The following is a 17,813-nucleotide window of genomic DNA, read 5'->3' on the forward strand; positions in this document are numbered from 1 at the left end:
ACGTCGGGTAACTGGCCGGAACAGCTTTGTCGCGACATTCATTGCTTTTGCCGTCGGTAAGAACGATCGGATACAAAGGAGAACGGTGCAGCCAAGGGATGCCAACCTCATCACCCTTGACCCGACATAGCTTGGAAGCTATGTGGTTGGGACGTCAGACTTCACGACGCCTCCGAGGCGGAGTTTCTGTCTTTCGAGCGCGGGGTTTAGACCGAACTTTTGGCTGTCGCGAAACTGTTCGCCGAATTCGGTCCGCCGGACCGGTCGGCCCTACGTCGACACGCTCAAAGGCTCGAAGCACGCCAACATGACGGAGATGCGGTTCTCTGCCGCGGATGGCGAATGGCTTGCGGCATTCGCGTTTGATCCGGAGAGGAACACTATCGTCATGGTCGCAGGCGACAAGTCGGGCAGTGGCCAGAAGCGTTTCTACAAGCACCTAATCGCAAAATCCGACAGCCGGTTTTCCGACCATCTGAAAAACCTGAGATCCTTAAAGAAGGGTGATCCTATGGGACGGAGTATCGATCAGGTCATAGCTTCCCTCTCCCACGACCGGCAGGAGCAGATCGAAGCGCGTTATGGCGAACTCCAGCAGGAGGTCGAAGGACTGCGCGAGCTGCGTCAGATCGCGGGCAAGGCCCAGGAAGATGTCGCGACCGCCCTGAACATCAAACAACCCTCCGTCTCCAAGATCGAGAACCAGGCGGACATGTATCTCTCGACGCTCCGCAGCTACGTCGCAGCGATAGGTGGCAAACTGGAATTGACAGTAAAGCTGCCGGCCCGGCCGCCCGTGAGGATCGAACATCTCGGCGAGCTAACTCAGCCAGCAGTGAAGCCATCGGCTCGGCGAGCTAGCTCTCGGCGGAGGCCTGCTTGACACCTGAGACGATCACTCGACTGCTAGCCTCTATGAACGCTGGCCGCCTTCTGGTGGTCTGTGGTGCCGGGCTTTCGATGGCGCCGCCCAGCAGCCTGCCGTCGGCCCGCGCGGTCGCCGAGCGGTGCTTCGACAAATATCGTCTCGAATCCGACCCGAACTGCGACCTCGCTCTTCGGGACAATCTCGAAGCCCTCGCTGAGCACTTTGCAGGCCTCAACACCCTGCAATCGGTCTTCATCGAACATCTCGTGCCCTGGCCTGCATTTGTGCGGCCTTCGAATACGGGGCATGCCGCGATAGCGGACTTTCTCATCACCCGTGCCGCCGTTGCCGGCATATCGAGCAACTACGACACGCTCATCGAGAGACGCGCCTGGGACTACGGCGCAGACTTTCGGGGCTCGCTCGACGGAGACGAAGCCACCGTCGATTCCGTCCGTCAGGCGCCCTTGCTGAAATTCCATGGCTGTTCCCACCGCGATCGACCAGCGACGGTCTGGGCGCCTTCACAGCTCGACGATCCGACCATCTCGACTCGCATTGCGCGTAGCAAAGTTTGGATGGCTGCCAACCTCCGGCAGAAGGATCTGCTCGTCGTCGGCTTCTGGTCGGACTGGAAATACCTCAACGCCGTAATCGGCGAAGCGCTGATCGACATGCAGCCGCTGTCGGTGACTGTGATCGACCTCTCGCCGACAAATGCGCTCGAGCAGAAGGCCCCCCAGCTCTGGGAAATAGCGCACGCACAAAACGTAACGTTCGAACATGTCCAAGAGTCCGGAGCTGCGGCGCTCGACGAGCTTCGTCGCGCGTTCTCATCGAACTACCTTCGTCAGGTCCTGAATGCCGGACGGGCCGCCTTCGAGCACGCCGCCGGACTCCAGTGTGACCCAGCTTGGCTGAACGTCGGGAACTTCGATAGCGAGGCTCTGTATGGTCTGAGGCGAGATGCTGAAGGCGTCTCGGCGGCGGAGCCGGCTAAGCTCCTGCGCCCAGCAAACTCGGAAGCCCTCGGCTTCTTCCACTTGCTGCTCCGTCAGGCCGGCGCTGTTCAACGCGCTGACGGTTATGATCTGAACGGCCGGAGCATCCGAGTCCTCAACGGTGCTCAATCGATCCTTCGGACACTACGGGGAAAATTCGTCGAGCCGCCTGCCGCGATGCAGTCTGACATCGTTGTGGCAGTGGGCGCGACCGACTTGGGCGTGCCGGACAACGTCGTGCGCAGCGGACGCGCCGGTGATGTCATTCGTCCCGGCCCAGCGGGGGAATGGTACGATCTTCCTGGAGCAAGAGCTGCGTTGGGCATCTAATGGACATCTTCACGCAAGCCGAAATTCTCCTTCGCGACGCCCAATATGAAACTTGGACGTGGACTGGCTCGGCCGGGCCAGTGACCTGTTTCGAAAACGCGGCGCTGATGGGATTCGTCCACGTCTTCGACACCGCAGATGCTCTCCTCACCACCTGGAAGGAAAACCAGCAAGCCGCGCTCACTCGGCACGCCGCTTCGCTGCGCGGCGCCGGAGCGAAGGCGTGGAACGTCTATTCGGTCTTTCTGACGCCGGATCAGGATGCGCGCCGAGGACGCGAGATCGAGCGCATCGAAGAGGATTTCTCTTTGACCCGAAAGATCGCCAGAGCCTCGATCGCCACAGCCGATGACGTCGAGAAGGCGCTTCTACCTTTGCTGTCTATACGCTCCAAGCCGCTGCTCGGCGCGTCCAACTTTGAAAAGAGACTGCGCGCCAGGCTGAAGGACATTCCTTCGGATGCTGTTACCGCGTTCCTTAACGAGACCACGCCGGCAGAGGTCGCTCGCATCTTGGGAGCGACATCATGAGGCTCGATTTCATTGAAGTATGCGGTTTTCGTGGCTTCAGGGATCTCGTCCGGATCAATTTCGGACAGGGCTTCACCGTCATCACCGGTCGCAACGGCGTGGGCAAGAGCACGCTGTGCGATGCTGTCGAGTTCGCGATCACAGGCTCTATCGACAAGTACGCGGTGGAGAAGGCGGCGAAGGAAAGCCTCAGCGATTACCTTTGGTGGCGCGGCGAAGGCGTACCCAAAGCTCATTACGTCACCGCCTCTTTTGTTGACGACAACGGGAAGCCATTCACTATCACTCGGACGCGAGAATCCGGCTCCGATCACTCACCAGAGGAAATCCGCGCTGCGCTGTGCCGTGGACCTGCACCGGATGACGCACTTCGTCAGCTCACCCGGACATCGATCATCCGTGACGAATGGATCGCCGCGCTGAGCCTGGATCTCACCGAAACGGAGCGATTCGATCTCGTCCGCTCCGCGCTCGGTGCACTGGAGGGTTCCGAAGCCGGTAGCAGAGCCAAGGAGGTCGTAGCTGCTGCCGAAGCCGCGCACAATAAAGACGAGGCCGCCTATGAGGCTGCCCGTTCGCGGCTGGCGGACAGACTGACACAGCAGTCCGAGACGCAAGCCGCGCTCAGCAGATCAGGGGATGTGTCCTCCGCGCTCCGAGTGATCGCCACCGCGGCGCCGGATGCCCCCACCGAGTTGACCGCACGACTGGCTGCCGGTCGAAATGCGCTCGCGAACGGACGAGCCCGATTTGGTCGAATGGGCGAAGCGCTCCAACTCGGCCGCGAGGTCGCATCGTCGCAGGCGGCCTACAACGCTCCAGATGCTGTTGCGAATCGCGAGGCCGCATCGGCAGCATATGAAGCGGCACAGCGCGAGCATGATGCTGCACAGCAAGTCGTCTCTGAAGCTGAACAACGCCTCATGCGGGAAGAAGAGATGAACGCGATGGCGGCGTCGCTGAGCCTCCTCGTCGAGCACGGTGAGCGCCTCGGGCTGCACGACGATCACTGCCCGCTGTGCGCAGCCCATCGGACGTCGGACGAGTTCACCGCCGGTCTCGCCGCGGCGCGGCGACGGATTACATCACTGGCGTCGGGGGTTCAGGCCGCTCGCGATGCTCTTGCCAGCGCGAAGGCGAACGCGCGGCAACCCAGCCTCACCTTGCAGACAACCGCCTCCGCAGTTCAAACTCATGCACAGGAGCTGAGCCGGCTGCGCGAGCGGGAAGCAGCCCATGTCGATTTCTACAATCAGTGGGGACTCGATCACCGCTTCATCCAAGATCTTGACGCGCTCGAGCGGGCTATCTCTCCCGAGCGTGATCGATTGATCGACCTCGAGCGTGCGCTCCTCGTGCTGGAGGCCTCGCAAGCAGTGTCGCGAATGTCATCGATCGAAAGCAACATCTCAGCGCTGCGAGACGAAATCGAGAAATTGGCTCGGGCAGTTACCCTGTCGCAAAATGCCGTCACAGCGTCCCGCGAAATCGAGCGCTCTGTCAGACGCGTGAGCGCCGAAATCATCGATGAGCGGCTTGCTCAAATCAGCCCCCTCCTCAATGAGCTTTACCAACGCCTACGACCGCACGCCAACTGGCGGACGATCGACTACAGCATCCGCGGCGACGTCCGACGTTTCCTGAGCCTAAAAGTGGGAGACGGCCTGAACCCGCAGTTTGTCTTCAGCAGTGGCCAACGTCGCGCAGCCGGCCTAGCCTTCCTACTTTCCGTCCACCTCGCTCGAGCATGGACACCGCTTAGGTCCCTCCTGCTCGACGATCCCGTTCAGCACATCGACGATTTCAGAGCCCTCCACCTAGTCGAAGTGCTTGCCGCCCTCCGCTCGGACGGGCGCCAGATAATCTGCGCCGTTGAAGACCCCGCGCTGGCCGATCTGCTGTGCCGGCGCTTGGTGAGCACCGCGACCGAGGGCGGCCGGCGTCTCGATATTGACCTTGGGTCGCTCGGGGCTACGAGCGTGGTGGTGGACCAGGAAATCTATCCGATGCCGGTCGGCGTTCTGCGCGGTGTTGGCACCGCATGACGGTCGAGAGTGTGCAAATCGAACTTCCGGCACCGCGCGAGCGTCAAGCGCACGGCCCGTGGAGCGATCTGGCGCTCCATACGATCGGTTGGCGCGCGTTTCAGGATCTTTGCTCGCAGGTCTGCGAGGTCGTGCTCGGGCGGCCCGTCGAGATCTTCCGCGAGGCCCAGGACGGCGGTCAGGACGCTGTCTTCCTCATCCCCGCGGAAATCGACGCTCTACCGATCGGGACGGTCCAGTGCAAACATACATCTGACGCATCAAAGGCGCTGAAGCTAAGCGATCTCACGGCGGAGATTGATCATGTCGCAGAACTGGTAGAAGCAGGCCAGGCGGATACCTATGCGTTCATGACGAACATGAGCGTGGATGCGCCTGTCGCAGCCGCCATGCGCGCCAGGCTTCACGCCCTCGGCGTGCGTAAGCCGCACATCATTGGTCGCCAACATATCGTCCGCGTCATCAGGAGCAGCGCTCGCCTTCGCGCCCTTGTCCCCCAAGTCTACGGCCTCGGGGACCTAACTTCGATCGTTGATGAGCGCCTGAGCGAGCAGAGCCGGGCGCTGCTTGATAGCTGGATCCCAAAGCTTCGAACCTATGTGCCGACGAAATCCCATCGCGACGCGGTCAACGCGATCTCCGATCATGGCGTAGTGCTGCTGCTGGGCAACCCCTCAAGCGGAAAATCAGCAATTGGCGCGATCGTCTCAACAATAGCCTCGGAAAATCCGGCTAATACCGTTCTTGCTTTGACCAGTCCACGCGACTTTGAGGCCGGCTGGAATCCGAACGATCCGGGCCGCTTCTTCTGGATCGACGATGCCTTCGGCTCGAACGTGCTGCGCGACGACTATGTGCAAGACTGGGCCTCGGCCTTCTCCAAGCTGCGGGCCGCAATCAAGCACGGCAACCGCTTTCTCCTGACGTCTCGCAAACACATCTACGAAGCGGCGAGGCGGCGGCTCGGACAACGCAACCTTGCTCAATTCGCCGACGGTAGCGCCGTCGTCGATGTCGGCGAGCTCACGTTCGAAGAAAAGGCGCAGATACTCTATAATCACGTGAATTTTGGCGAGCAGAGCCAGAGCTGGCGATCGAGCGTCAAGCCCCATCTCCCAGCGGTCGCCGCTGTACGCGATTTCCTTCCGGGTATCGCAGAGCGTCTTGGTGACCCGAACTTTACGAAGGGGCTCGCGCCCCGCGAGAGCTCGCTAGTTCGGTTCATGCAAGAGCCAACAGAACATCTAATCGATACGGTCAGTGCTCTGGATGATCAGTTGCAGGCGGCGCTCATCCTCGTTTACGTCCACCAAGCCGGCTTCGATCCAAGCGACTACGATGTGCCGGCTGCCCAGGCAGTCGCGGACCTGACAGGCTATAGCCTGACGAAGATCCAAGATTGTTTCACCGAACTGAAGGGCTCTTTCCTGAAGCTCTCCGGGTCCAAATGGACCTTCGCTCATCCAACGATATCTGACGCTCTGACGGAGATCCTTCGCCAGAAGCCGCATATGATGGCGGCGCTCATACGCGGCGCAACCATCGACACCATTCTCAGTAGCTTTACCTGCGAAAACTCGCCTCTCATTCGAGATGCGCTTGTTATCCCCACGACCCTCGACGACGCCCTGGTCGCCCGGCTTGGCCGCACGCCGGACGAATGGCACCGCAATTGGATGCTGTTCCACTTCTTGTCCTACCGCGCCAGCGAATCCGTGTTCGCCAAGGCGATTCAGCAATTTCCGGACTTGCTTCGGCGAGCGTGCTGGCACACTGACCTCATTGGCAACGATCCTCGGCTAAACGCACATGCTCGCGCTCATCATCAGGCTGTCTTACCTGATGATCTCCGCTTGGAGGCAGCCGACAGCCTGGAGGCAGCCGCACTTACGGACCTCGATACGTCCTTCTTTGACGAAGAGAACATGCTAGCACTTATTCCGCCATCACGCCTTATTGGGCTGGGACTGGCGCTGCGCGCAAAGGTCTTGCCGTCGCTAGTAGAACGCGCCGACGAGATCGCTGAGGGAGTAGATCTGGACGAAGAGCCTGATAGCCATTTCAAGAAGCTTCTTGGTGTATTGGACCGCATCGAGGCGACGACGGGCGACCCAGAGACCACATCCATGATCGATGACACGCGCGACCGGGTAAAACAGTCGGTCAAGGCGATTGAAGAGCGCAAGCGCGAGCACGACGACAGCTCCGAAGACGAGACTGATTGGACGCACATCGTGACGCAGAAGAAGGAGGAGTCTTCACCTTCAGCTCCCGTCACGACGAAACGCTCGGTGTTCGATGATGTCGACAAATAGTCATCTTGACATCACGCTCCTCGCGTTCGCTTGCGTCAGACGCATCCTTACCTGATAGCGAGAGAGCAACACCTGCTCTGCCGCGGACGCGGCCATCGGTCAAGGTGATCGAAATGTTCTCAAGAATCCGCTTTCTACGTCACGATCGCTTCAGCGTCTCAGCTTCGGTTTCAGCGCTCAAAGCAAAGCGCAGCATTCTTTCCGGCGCTGGCAGGCGGAGGAGTACAGCCAACCATGCGGCGGTCCGCCTGCCGCTACTCGCCAATTTTCAAGGTCGGGATGAAGCCGCCGACAGACCGGTTTTGGTCATAAATATGCAGCGGTAGATCGGCTTTCGGCATCAGCACTCTTCCGACCTCAACTGCCGCTGACGTTGGGAGTGCCGGAAAAACGTTGATGGTGGCCTGTTCGCCGTGAACCGCCTTGATCCGATCGAACAGACGCCGAAGATGACGCTTGAACTCCACGAGATCCTCGGGCCGCCGCATAATGTCGTTATGCGGGTTTTCCGCCGTCAAGGACCAGATAGCAGTATCATCACCAAGCACGGCGCGAATTCGATCATCCGTCACTGTCGCGCTTAGCGCCAGCTTGAGCGCAACGCTTGCGGCTGCTGGCCCCGAATATTCCTCAACGCGGAAGGTTATCGCGGCTTGGTTGGGCTGCCAGCGCCAGGTCGCGGGCTCGCGATACCGCTGATGGACCGTGACCGGGACGATATCTCCCAAGAGATGCCCTAACTGGATGAGCAGCGGCTGCGGCGCTAAGGTAAAGACACTGAGCTGCTTGATCTCTTTCTGCTCAATGCGCTCCTTCACCTTGCGAGCAAAGACGCGGCGGAGATTATCCTGCTGGACAGTCCAGTAGCTCAATTCGTGATCAGCGTAGGCACATCCGACCAACTCGATATCGATCGTTCGTCCTTCGGCGGGGTGCCTGTCCGGTGGCATGGCCATGAAGATCGAACGGGTCGAAACGAGTGCGTCCCGCTGGCCGATATCGGCCGCAAACCGGAGTACGTGCGCGGCGCGCTCCTGCGCCATCCCGGTGACAATCGCAATTCGATCCTCATGCTCCGCCTTCATCTCGAGGAGCACGTCTTCCGGATGATCCGCCAGATAATCGACATCCACGCCCTTGTGATGCTTCGCGCAGAGCAGCATCAGGTTGTTCATATCTTTTGCGAGCGCGGATGAGCGAACCGGGTCCCCGCGTGGCCCATCGGCGCTATCGGCAACGATGTGAGCTATGAAGCCAAACTTCCCATCCTCGCGACCGGCCATCAGGTCGCCGACCAGTTCCTCATTGCACCCCCGGTATTCGCACCGCCCTCCGGCCTTGGCCCAAAGAGAGGTCTGAATTTTGTGGGGGATTTGCGTTTTTGCCATGGTGAAGTTCCGGTTCGACTCTGTATAGTGTTCACGTTTTACCCTCAAAGCTCAACCGCGCAGTTTGATAATCCACACGCGGCTCCTGGGCATACTTGGAGGCCGCCTGTGGACCAGCAAACGCTTACCCGCGAGAGCGAGGAGTTCCTGGAAGACCTTGCCGAAGAGCTGAGCGTGCCGCCGAGCCGCTACGAGCAGGCAGAGCGAAGCTACAAGTCCCTGGGGGATTGGCTTCATCGCGATGCTTCGAGCGTTCGGCAATACGGACCGAAGGTCTACGTGCAGGGGTCGTTTCGGCTCGGCACCACGATCCGTCCTGCGAACGAGGCCGAGGAGTACGACGTCGACTCAGTCTGCGAGTTTCAAAAGCTGTACAAGGCATCCCTCAGCCAACAGCAGTTGAAGATCCTGCTCGGCGCGGAGATCGAGGCGTATCGCAAAGCGCAAAGCATGAACAAACCGCTGCGCGAGGGCCGTCGTTGCTGGGTTCTGGATTATGCCGACGGCGCCCAGTTCCACATGGACGTGGTGCCTTCGGTGCCCAACGGTCAAAGCGCCCGCATCCTCCTGGAAACCCTAGGCCTCGATGCGCGCTGGACCGCGACGGCGATCGCCATAACCGACAATGAATACCCGACCTACACTGCCGTCACGGAGGATTGGCCACGGTCGAATCCCAAAGGCTACTGCGAATGGTTCAAAAACCGGATGGCCGCCGTTCTCGAACGGCGTAAGCGCATGCTGGCGGAGAGTACACGGGCCAGCATCGAGGAGATCCCCGACTACAAGGTGCGCACGCCCTTGCAGGCAGCTATCATGATCCTGAAGCGTCACCGCGATCACAGCTTCGAGCAACGCAAAGACGAACGGCCGATATCGGTGATCATCACCACCCTCGCGGCACATTCCTACAACGGCGAGGAAACGATAGGCCAAGCCCTTGTCGCGATCCTGACCGCCATGGACAAGCATATCCTCTGGCACAACAACCAGTATTGGATTCCGAACCCGACCGACCCCTTGGAAAATTTTGCCGACAAATGGGCAGAGCATCCGGAGCGGGCCAAGGCGTTTTTCGAGTGGCTGCAGAAGGCCAGGACGGAATTTGCTCGAGCTGCGCGTTCGAACGATAGGAAACTCATCACCGAAACCGTGGGCCGCGGCGTCGGCGGCTCGCTGGCCGACCGCGCAGCCCGCCGCCGCCAGCCACCGGCTCGCCCTGCGCTGCTGAAAACCGCATCGGTGGCGCCGGCCAGTGCAGGTCTGTCCTTTCCCGACAAGAGCCGCGTTCCAACGAAGCCGCAGGGGTTCGGCAGCGCGGGATGATCTGGTGGCTCGAAAACCCGGGACGGGCCAGATCCGAGCGCCAGAGCGTCGCCGAGCTGGCCGAGCGCGTGAGCTGGCTCAAGAATTTGCACTGGTATTTATCGGACGGCGCCGCACTTGCCGTCGATTTCGAGATCGACCACGACGGCCGGAGCGTTCCGCTCACGATGACCTACGCGGAATTTCACCCCAACGCGCCACCCATCGTCGTCCCGCGCGATGGAAGTCGGTTGTCGAGCCATCAATATGGCGCCGGCGGAAATCTCTGCCTGGAATATCGCGCCGACAACTGGGAAACCACGATCACCGGAGCCATGATGATCGAAAGCGCTCATCGGCTGATCGCCGGTGAACGCGATGGCGATGGGCCGGAATTGCCATCGGCGCACTCTATCTCGATTGGTCAAAGCGTCCGCGGCTCATACTTCCGGTTCCTGCTCACTTCGGCGCTCGCAGATCGCCTCAAAGCGATCGAGCCGGGCCAATCGGTCGGAATCGGCGTAGCGGAAAAGTACCACGCGGAAACGTTCACCGTCACGATCGCCGAGATCGATAGCGCTGTGGACGTGCGCGCCTGGCCTCCAGGGATTCGCGAGACGACCAAGCGAGGCCATGCCATTCGCCTTCCAGCCGGAACGCCCATGCCGGTTGCGACGCAAGACAGCATAGCAACCCTGGTCGGTGAGCTCGGGTTCGCACCGATCCGTGAGCGGGTCTTGGCCGCGACTGGCGAGATGGACCTGGTGTTGGTATCCGGGAACGACATAGCGCATTTCTATGCTTACGACGGCAGTCAGAAGCGCTATTTCGGGCGCTCGCGGATCCTGAACGTCGGCGCCGGCACTCGGCTCCCGGATAACTATGCTGTTCTTGCGAGGAAAAGTATCGGCATCGTCGGATGCGGCTCCTTGGGGTCCAAGGTCGCCGCAATGCTGGTGCGCTCGGGAGTGCGCCAGTTCACGCTTGTCGACGACGACGTTCTGTTTGCGGCCAACATCGTCCGAAATGAGCTCGGCGCTCCTGCAGTCGGTGTCCATAAGGTCGATGCGCTCAAGGCCCGACTCACGGATATTGCAGGAACGATCGACATCACAGTGCGGCGTGTAGCGTTGGGAGGACAGGAAAGCGCAGATTCCACCGATTCCGTCATGTCGGCCTTGCGTACCTGCGACGTGATTATCGACGCAACCGCGGACGCGCACTGCTTCAATTTTTGCGCCGCGGTCGCAAGGGAGAGTCTGAAGCCTCTCATATGGGGAGAAGTGTTTGCCGGCGGCATTGGCGGCCTCGTGGCACGCGTTCGATCGGGTCACGAACCTGAGCCCCAAACAGCTCGCAACCAGATCAATGGCTGGTGCGAATCGCACGGCATTCCCGCTCCGCTCGCAGGCTTTGCCGCGCCTTACGCGGTAGCAGCGGGAGACGGCATCCCGCTCGTAGCCGACGATGCTGAAGTTGCCATCATCGCGGGACATCTTGCGCGTTTTGCAACAGACGTTCTTGAGCACACTGACGAAAGCGCATTCCCCGTTCCGGCCTACGCGATCGGTCTCCGTCGGGCCTGGATCTTCTCCGCCCCATTCGAGACTTGGCCCATTCAGCTCACCGGCTCCGGACCGTGGAAGGCAGAACAGGATTCCGCCTCGGCCGCCGAAAGCCTTGAATTGCTCCGTGAACTCTTACCCTCGGCGTTCAATGGTCACGATCAGTCTTCCAAGTGACCAGCGAGCCCGTTTTCGCAATTGCTTAAGGCGAGCCGGAAGACGCGAGATCGGTGGCATCCTGATGGGCGAGCAAGTCGCACCAGATCATTTCCGTATCGTCGATTTCTCAGTCGACGCCACGACCGGAACAGCCGCTCATTTCGTCCGCAGCCCTGACCATCACGCCGAAGCGCTTGAGACCTTCTTTCAAAAGACCGGATCTGATTTCAGACGCTTCAACTACCTCGGTGAATGGCATTCCCATCCAAGCTTCCCGGTAAGGCCGAGCCAGGAGGATCTAATGTCCATGCAAAGTCTGGTGGATGGAGAGCGGGACATCGACTTCTCCGCTTTGGTGATTGTCAGACTACGTTACCTCCTCCGCCTGGACGCCGCTGCATACATGTTCATTCGACATGGTGCGCCCCGACATGTCGCGCTCACCTCCTGAGGGCGGTTCTAGTCCTTCAGCTTCTGCTTTCCCTCTGCAAGGAAGCCTGACAGCAATGTCTTCATTGCCGCCATCAAGTCGTCCGGCCTCTCTTCGCGGAGCCTTTCCGCCTGTTCGACGAAACCCGAGAGCAGGCCCTTCATTTCATCCGGCGCCTTCTCGAGCCGCCTCGCTCCTTACATCATTGAGTTCGATCCGACGCCCAGACGGTTTCTCCGCTAGCGGTGCTTGAGATCTTCTGCTCGGTGGTCCATTAGGCGACGCTCATGTGCGAGGCGGAGAATCTGGCCATTGTGCTGACAAGAGAGCTGGCCGTAACCCTGCGCTTTGTGACGAAGAAGAGCCCGACGTCTTTATCGGAGCTGGGGTTTGAATGCCTTCCTTTCGCAAAAATCGTTAGTTGCGGGGACACTCAACACCCGATCCCGGCGAAACGGAATGTCTGTTCCGGGGATCGGAGCTACGCAAGCGATGATTGCCGGAGCCCGCAATAACCGATTCTCGCGTTTGGTCGAACGGGTCATTCCGCGATTGGCCGCCTAGGTCAATCGTTGCCCTCCGAAGGCACGTGTCAATCCAATTCTTGCAGAAGCGGGAGTGGAAAGAGGATTAGAATACAAGGACTTGCGAGACTGACGTTCGTCGCTTCACTCTCGCAAAAAATTCGCGTAAGCACTGCGTAAGCAGTTAGCACCCGTAGCTCAGCTGGATAGAGCGTCGCCCTCCGAAGGCGAAGGCCACACGTTCGAATCGTGTCGGGTGCGCCACGTATTACGACTAGACGGGCTGGTTTGTCGGTTAGGGTGCGAGTTCTGCTCTGACATCGCCGAGCAGCGCCGTGGCACCTAACCGTCCCAATTCGTCCGAACAGTTCGCACTCTTGCCGTAGCAGCCTGCTGCGGCCACAACACGTTCAGACAGGGTCCGATGCTGGGCAAGCCTGTTTCGCCAAAAGTCGTCATGCAAGGCACGACACGGCGTTCTTCGAATTTGAGGTCACGAATAACGTCGAGGATCGTCTCTTGAAGCTGGTCCGCAACATCCATCGATCCGCCCGATTGGAACCAGCGCTTGATATCCGCATCCCCTTTGAGGGTGATATCGAGCGGATCACCGCCGAGCTTTAGCCATGTATGGCCATCTGGATAGGTGATTGGCGGCAGGATATAGGGATTTTTGCGCTGCAGGTCGATGCAGTGCATCGACGGCATACCGATCCATGAGCGGCGTGGCTAGGCAGTCGTTCCGAATGCAGCGCTTTTGCTTACTCCGCCAAGTCAAGGCCGGTTCGGGTAGGCGGTTCGCATTCAACCAAATTTCGATTGGCTGCGACGCCTATTGCCAAACCGCCCAAGTAATGCACCTACTCTCCCCCCTCGTAGAATAGTTCGAGCGGCAGGCCGACCAGCGCCTTGCCGATCCAGTCCCGCGCGATCACATTCGACGGGCCCATCGCTATGGCGGCGCGCGCGTCGCGGAACGAGCGTTCGATCGGGCCGCGATGGTAGCCATAGCCGCCGGTCACCGTCAGTGCGGTGGCCGCGACCTTGTTGGCGACCTCGGCGGCGTGCACCTTGAACTCGGTCAGCGGGATCAGGATCTCGCTCTGCGGCTTGCCGGCGCGCCACAACGCATCGAGCCGGGCGGCGAGCTCATTGCGCCAGGGACGCAAGGTCTCGACCAGCACCTTGGCGGCGCCGAGCTCCTGCCGGATCGCCTGGTAGTCCGACAGGCTCTTGTTCCTGTCCTTGTGCACGAAGCTCGTGGTGTGCGCCACCGCCGCGTTCAGGGCGCCGCGCGCCACACCTTCCCAGACTGCGCCGAGCCCGATCAGATAGACCGGTGACACGCCGTCATAGATGATCTCCTTGCCCTGCCCCTCAATGCCGAGCCGGTCGCGCTGTGGCACTTTCACATTGCTGTAGCGGATCGGACCCGAATGATTGGCCCGCACGCCGAGCGCATCCCATGGCCGCGATTCGATTCCTGTGGCCTTACCGTCGACGATGAAGAACACGATGTCGGCCTGGTCCTTGGCGCCGGGCGTACGCGTCTGCACCACGTAATAGTCCGCCTGTCCCGAGCTCGTCGTGAACGATTTTTCGGCATTCACGAGATAGTCCTCGCCGTCGCGCGAGGCTTCGGACAGATTGTACCACCAGTGCCCGCCGGTGGCGCGTTCGCTGGTCGAATAGGTGCCGAGCAAGCCGCCATCGTTCGCCTTCAGCCAGCGTTCCTTCTGGTCGGTGCTGCCGAACAAATTGATGGTCTGGGCGGCGCCGACATGCATCACATAGACGAGCCCGGTCGAGGCATCGGCCTGCCCGATGCGATAGGCGGCTTCGGCGAAATCGACATGGCAGAGGCCGAGGCCGCCGTGCTGCATTTCATTCAGCACGCCGGTCCAGCCGGCCTCCGACAGCGCTCGGAGATTTTCGCGGGGGAAGCGGCCCTCCTTGTCGTTGCGGTCGGCGTTCACCTTCACGGTGGCGTCGATCGCAGCGTCGAGCCTTGCGTAGACGTCGTCGTCGATCTTGCGGGCGAGATTGTCGTGAGCCATGGTCGTTCTCCTGTCCGGGTTGATGTCAAGCGACAGCCTGGGTCGGCTGCCGGTTCGGATCGGCTTGCGACGATCCGCCGAGATAAAGCGTCTTGATGTCGCCGCGCCGCCGCAGCTCGGCGGCCGCACCAGTGAGCACGCTGCGGCCGTTCTCGAGCACGACGGCATGGTCGGCGAAGCGCAACGCCACCATCGAATTCTGCTCCGCGACCAGAATCGACAGCCCCTGCTCGGCATTGAGCTTTTTGAGCGCGCGAAAAATCCCCTCGACGACGAGCGGCGCCAGCCCCATGGAGGGCTCATCGAGCACCAGCAGCCGCGGCCGCGACATCAGGGCGCGACCGATCGCCGTCATCTGCTGCTCGCCCCCCGAAGTCAGCCCGGCGAGCAAGCGGCGGCGCTCCTTCAGCCGCGGAAACAGCGTGTAGACGCGGTCGAGATCATCCGCCGTCTCGGCGCGTGTCGCATCGCGGCCAATCGCGCCGGTGATGAGATTCTCCTCGACCGTCAGCGACGCAAAGCAGTGCCGGCCCTCGAGCACCGGCACGATGCCGGCCCGCACCAGCGCGGCGGCCGAGATGCCGGTAAGATCGCGGCCGTCAAACACGATGTGTCCAGCGGTGATCTGGCCGCGGCGGGCGGGCAGCAGCGCCGACACCGCCTGCAAGGTGGTGGATTTGCCGGCACCGTTGGCGCCGAGCACGGCCACGATCTCGCCCGGCCGCACCTTCAGCGACACGTCGCTGACGGCGCGGATCGCGCGATTATAGGTCGCGACCAGGCCTTCGACTGAGAGCAGGAATTCGTTCATGGTTCGGTCCGTGATGTCGCCGGCTGCGGGAGCTTTGCAGCTCCCGCAGCCGCGCGATCGGTTACTGGCTGACCGGATCGTCGCCGGAGGTGCGCGGCTTGATGCCGCGCTCAGTGGCGTAAGCCGCCGCCGACTTTTCGATGATCGGCCGCAGCGACGCCCAGTCCGGCGCGATCCAGTCCGAGACCACCTTCCACTTGGCGCCGTCCCATTGCTGGAAGGTGACGCGGCCGTCACCCTCGTGATTGTCCCAGGTGACATTGATCGAGTGGAACAGCCCCTTGGCGCCCAGCGCCTCGACCCGCGCCGGGTCGAGTTGCAGGTGCTCAAAGCCCCAGCGCACCTCGTCGCCGGTCAGCGTGCGTTTGCCGAACTTGGCCTGCGCGATCCTGATCGCCTCGACATTGAGGATGCCGTTCACGATGCCGAGGTTGTGGTAGACGCTGCCGATCCGCTTCTTGTCGTCGAGATTGCCCTTGTCGGCGCCGTAGACCGTCTTGATCACTTCTTGCAGCACCGGATATTCGGCGCCGGAGGCTTGCGTGGTGATCGCGATATAGCCCTTGGCCGCATCGCCTGCCGGGATCACATCTTCCTCGGAGTTGGACCAGACGTTGCCGATGATGTGGTCGGCCGGGAAACCAACCTTCTGCGCGGTCTTCAGCGCCACCGGATTCATCACGCCCCAGCCGCGCAGCACCACATAGTCGGGCTTGGCGCGGCGGATCGAGAGCCACTGCGACTGCTGCTCGTTGCCGGGATGCGGCACCTCGATCTGCTCGACGCTGAAATGGTACTTGTCGGCCAGCAGCTTGTAGATCGGGATCGTCTCCTTGCCGTAGGGCGAGCCGTGATAGAGCACGACGATCTTCTTGTCCTTCAGCTTGTCGACGCCGCCTTCACGGCTCGCGATGTAGTTTACGATGCCTGACGTCTCGCTGTAGGGATTGAGCAGCAGCGGGAAGACGTAGGGGAACACGCGGCCATCGGTCGAATCGGTGCGGCCGTGGTTGATGGTGATCAGCGGCACCTTGTCCTTGGTGATACGGTCGATCATGGCGTAGGCGATGCCGACCGACAGCGGATTCCAGGCGGCGACGCCGGGCCGGTTCTTCAACCGCTCATAGACCTCGACGCCGCGCTCGACCTCGTACTGGGTCTCGCCCTCGTCCCAGGTCAGCTTGACGCCGTTGACGCCGCCGTCGCGTATGTTGATCAGGTTCAGATAGTCGATGAAGCCGCCGAAGAAGCCGGTGCCGCCGGCGGCATAGGGACCGACGCGATAGCTTTGCAGCGGGAAGAACTGCTCGGCAGCGTGTACGGCCGGCGCGCCGGCCAAAGCAAGGGCGCCGACCACGCCCAGCGCAAACTTCAAGTATCGTAACCTCGTCATCGTCTACTCCTTGATGTGTCAGTTGCAGGAAAATTCATGCCGCGGCCGCTCCGCGCCGGCGGACCGCCGCGCGAAAACGGTCCCACAGCGCAATCAATCCGCGTGGCTCGGCGATCAGGAACGCGATGATCAGCGCGCCGATCACGATGCGCTGGCTCATCTCCAGCACGCCCGAGTCGAACACGCCGCCGAGCAGCGCCGCGCCCAGCCGCGACAGCACCAGCGGGAACACCACGACGAAGGCCGCACCGAGGAAGGCGCCGCGCAGCGAAGCCAATCCGCCGATGATGATGATGAAGAGGATCTGGAACGAGCGATCGAGATTGAACCCGGCCGGCTCGACCGTGCGCAGATAGGCGAAGGCCCACAGCACGCCGGCAACGCCGATCAGGAACGAGGAGACGCCGAACGCCAAGAGCTTGGTCCGCAGCAGCGGCACACCGATGACCTTCGCGGCGATCTCGTGGTCCCGGATGGCGATGAAATTGCGGCCGGTCTGGGATTGCAGCAGCCGCAATGTCAGGATTGTCGCCACCGTCACGACGGCGAGCGAGAACAGATAGCGGCCCGCGGCGCTGGTGAAGGAATAGCCGGCGATGGTCAGCGTCGGCGCGTCGATCACGCCGGACGGATTGTCGTTGGAGAACCAGCCGAACTTGGTCAGCGCCCATTGCACGAAGAACTGCGCGGCCAGCGTGGAAACCGCGAGGTAGAATCCGCGCAGCCGCAGGCTCGGCAGCCCGAATACGATGCCGATCGCGGCCGCAACCACGCCGGCCAGCACCAGGTCGACGAGCAGCGGCAGTGCGGGAATCCGGAGATGGAGATTATAGGCGGCATAGGCGCCGACCGCGAGGAACGCGGCCGAGCCGAGCGACACCTGCCCGGCATAGCCGGTGAGGACGTTGAGCCCGACCGCGGCGAGCGCCAGCGCGAGGAACGGTGTCAGCACCGCGTCCATCAGGTAGTCCGAGCCGGCGAGCGGGATCACGCCGAAGGCGATCACGGCGGCTGTGCCGATCAGGATGCGGTCGATGACAGGCCAAGTCTGCTGCGACGTTCGGCGCGGCGTTGTGACGATGGCGTCCATGT

At 61.4% G+C, this 17,813-nt stretch carries 15 protein-coding genes and 1 tRNA gene; 9 read left to right on the top strand and 7 right to left on the bottom strand.

What is annotated here, in order from left to right; genetic code table 11:
- Positions 1 to 307 precede the first annotated feature (307 nt).
- From EI171_RS46615 to EI171_RS02310, 5 genes are read left to right on the top strand one after another with little or no spacing between them, the layout of a single operon-like run.
- On the top strand, positions 308 to 883 hold the full coding sequence (locus tag EI171_RS46615) for an XRE family transcriptional regulator (RefSeq protein ID WP_371740416.1): 576 nt from the start codon (positions 308 to 310) through the stop codon (positions 881 to 883).
- Positions 880 to 2,199, top strand: coding sequence for an SIR2 family protein (locus EI171_RS02295; RefSeq protein WP_161532465.1), 1,320 nt, complete (start codon positions 880 to 882; stop codon positions 2,197 to 2,199). The genes EI171_RS46615 and EI171_RS02295 overlap by 4 nt, the downstream gene beginning before the upstream one ends.
- The gene (locus tag EI171_RS02300; RefSeq protein WP_161532466.1) at positions 2,199 to 2,729 is read left to right on the top strand and encodes a hypothetical protein; all 531 of its coding nucleotides are present in this window, start codon (positions 2,199 to 2,201) and stop codon (positions 2,727 to 2,729) included. The genes EI171_RS02295 and EI171_RS02300 overlap by 1 nt, the downstream gene beginning before the upstream one ends.
- Positions 2,726 to 4,774, top strand: coding sequence for an AAA family ATPase (locus EI171_RS02305; protein WP_161532467.1), 2,049 nt, complete (start codon positions 2,726 to 2,728; stop codon positions 4,772 to 4,774). The genes EI171_RS02300 and EI171_RS02305 overlap by 4 nt, the downstream gene beginning before the upstream one ends.
- Positions 4,771 to 7,089, top strand: a complete 2,319-nt coding sequence (locus EI171_RS02310; protein WP_161532468.1) for a hypothetical protein — start codon at positions 4,771 to 4,773, stop codon at positions 7,087 to 7,089. The genes EI171_RS02305 and EI171_RS02310 overlap by 4 nt, the downstream gene beginning before the upstream one ends.
- 254 nt (positions 7,090 to 7,343) lie before the next feature.
- Here EI171_RS02310 and EI171_RS02315 read toward each other — a convergent pair whose 3' ends face one another.
- Positions 7,344 to 8,477: an SAVED domain-containing protein gene (locus EI171_RS02315; protein WP_161532469.1), complete on the bottom strand. Its 1,134-nt coding sequence runs from the start codon at positions 8,475 to 8,477 to the stop codon at positions 7,344 to 7,346.
- 108 nt (positions 8,478 to 8,585) lie between these two features.
- Between EI171_RS02315 and EI171_RS02320 the strand changes: the two genes are divergently transcribed.
- Genes EI171_RS02320 through EI171_RS02330 form a run of 3 tightly spaced genes read left to right on the top strand, consistent with a single transcriptional unit; the run spans position 8,586 to position 11,957 of the window.
- Positions 8,586 to 9,803, top strand: coding sequence for a nucleotidyltransferase (locus EI171_RS02320; protein ID WP_202633093.1), 1,218 nt, complete (start codon positions 8,586 to 8,588; stop codon positions 9,801 to 9,803).
- Positions 9,800 to 11,524, top strand: coding sequence for a ThiF family adenylyltransferase (locus EI171_RS02325; protein ID WP_161532470.1), 1,725 nt, complete (start codon positions 9,800 to 9,802; stop codon positions 11,522 to 11,524). Before EI171_RS02320 ends, EI171_RS02325 begins: the two co-directional genes overlap by 4 nt.
- Complete coding sequence (locus EI171_RS02330; RefSeq protein ID WP_161532471.1) at positions 11,499 to 11,957, top strand: Mov34/MPN/PAD-1 family protein; 459 nt, start codon at positions 11,499 to 11,501, stop codon at positions 11,955 to 11,957. The genes EI171_RS02325 and EI171_RS02330 overlap by 26 nt, the downstream gene beginning before the upstream one ends.
- A gap of 8 nt (positions 11,958 to 11,965) precedes the next feature.
- Here EI171_RS02330 and EI171_RS46370 read toward each other — a convergent pair whose 3' ends face one another.
- Positions 11,966 to 12,100: a hypothetical protein gene (locus EI171_RS46370; RefSeq protein ID WP_256380411.1), complete on the bottom strand. Its 135-nt coding sequence runs from the start codon at positions 12,098 to 12,100 to the stop codon at positions 11,966 to 11,968.
- Between the two features lie 547 nt (positions 12,101 to 12,647).
- Here EI171_RS46370 and EI171_RS02335 point away from each other — a divergent pair.
- Positions 12,648 to 12,724, top strand: a tRNA-Arg gene (locus EI171_RS02335).
- A gap of 78 nt (positions 12,725 to 12,802) precedes the next feature.
- Here the strand turns inward: EI171_RS02335 and EI171_RS02340 are convergent.
- The 5 genes from EI171_RS02340 to EI171_RS02360 form a co-directional block, all read right to left on the bottom strand.
- Positions 12,803 to 13,159, bottom strand: a complete 357-nt coding sequence (locus EI171_RS02340) for a hypothetical protein (RefSeq protein WP_161532472.1) — start codon at positions 13,157 to 13,159, stop codon at positions 12,803 to 12,805.
- Between the two features lie 161 nt (positions 13,160 to 13,320).
- On the bottom strand, positions 13,321 to 14,517 hold the full coding sequence (locus EI171_RS02345; protein ID WP_161532473.1) for an acyl-CoA dehydrogenase family protein: 1,197 nt from the start codon (positions 14,515 to 14,517) through the stop codon (positions 13,321 to 13,323).
- A 25-nt stretch (positions 14,518 to 14,542) separates the two neighbouring features.
- Positions 14,543 to 15,328, bottom strand: a complete 786-nt coding sequence (locus EI171_RS02350; RefSeq protein WP_161532474.1) for an ABC transporter ATP-binding protein — start codon at positions 15,326 to 15,328, stop codon at positions 14,543 to 14,545.
- A gap of 61 nt (positions 15,329 to 15,389) precedes the next feature.
- Positions 15,390 to 16,721 (bottom strand): ABC transporter substrate-binding protein, encoded by a 1,332-nt coding sequence (locus EI171_RS02355; protein WP_161532475.1) that lies wholly within the window; start codon positions 16,719 to 16,721, stop codon positions 15,390 to 15,392.
- 34 nt (positions 16,722 to 16,755) lie between these two features.
- Positions 16,756 to 17,811 (bottom strand): branched-chain amino acid ABC transporter permease, encoded by a 1,056-nt coding sequence (locus EI171_RS02360; protein WP_161532476.1) that lies wholly within the window; start codon positions 17,809 to 17,811, stop codon positions 16,756 to 16,758.
- Positions 17,812 to 17,813: the final 2 nt, after the last annotated feature.

It is taken from the genome of Bradyrhizobium sp. LCT2, from assembly GCF_009931255.1.
Classification (GTDB): domain Bacteria; phylum Pseudomonadota; class Alphaproteobacteria; order Rhizobiales; family Xanthobacteraceae; genus Bradyrhizobium; species Bradyrhizobium diazoefficiens.

Excerpts from the sequence above, each read along its gene's own strand:
- EI171_RS46615 (WP_371740416.1), top strand. The coding sequence starts at position 308 with ATGACGGAGATGCGGTTCTCTGCCGCGGATGGCGAATGGCTTGCGGCA.
- EI171_RS02305 (WP_161532467.1), top strand. The coding sequence starts at position 2,726 with ATGAGGCTCGATTTCATTGAAGTATGCGGTTTTCGTGGCTTCAGGGAT.
- EI171_RS02340 (WP_161532472.1), bottom strand. The coding sequence starts at position 13,159 with ATGCACTGCATCGACCTGCAGCGCAAAAATCCCTATATCCTGCCGCCA.
- EI171_RS46370 (WP_256380411.1), bottom strand. The coding sequence starts at position 12,100 with ATGAAGGGCCTGCTCTCGGGTTTCGTCGAACAGGCGGAAAGGCTCCGC.
- EI171_RS02325 (WP_161532470.1), top strand. The coding sequence starts at position 9,800 with ATGATCTGGTGGCTCGAAAACCCGGGACGGGCCAGATCCGAGCGCCAG.
- EI171_RS02315 (WP_161532469.1), bottom strand. The coding sequence starts at position 8,477 with ATGGCAAAAACGCAAATCCCCCACAAAATTCAGACCTCTCTTTGGGCC.
- EI171_RS02300 (WP_161532466.1), top strand. The coding sequence starts at position 2,199 with ATGGACATCTTCACGCAAGCCGAAATTCTCCTTCGCGACGCCCAATAT.
- EI171_RS02330 (WP_161532471.1), top strand. The coding sequence starts at position 11,499 with ATGGTCACGATCAGTCTTCCAAGTGACCAGCGAGCCCGTTTTCGCAAT.
- EI171_RS02350 (WP_161532474.1), bottom strand. The coding sequence starts at position 15,328 with ATGAACGAATTCCTGCTCTCAGTCGAAGGCCTGGTCGCGACCTATAAT.
- EI171_RS02360 (WP_161532476.1), bottom strand. The coding sequence starts at position 17,811 with ATGGACGCCATCGTCACAACGCCGCGCCGAACGTCGCAGCAGACTTGG.
- EI171_RS02355 (WP_161532475.1), bottom strand. The coding sequence starts at position 16,721 with ATGACGAGGTTACGATACTTGAAGTTTGCGCTGGGCGTGGTCGGCGCC.
- EI171_RS02345 (WP_161532473.1), bottom strand. The coding sequence starts at position 14,517 with ATGGCTCACGACAATCTCGCCCGCAAGATCGACGACGACGTCTACGCA.
- EI171_RS02310 (WP_161532468.1), top strand. The coding sequence starts at position 4,771 with ATGACGGTCGAGAGTGTGCAAATCGAACTTCCGGCACCGCGCGAGCGT.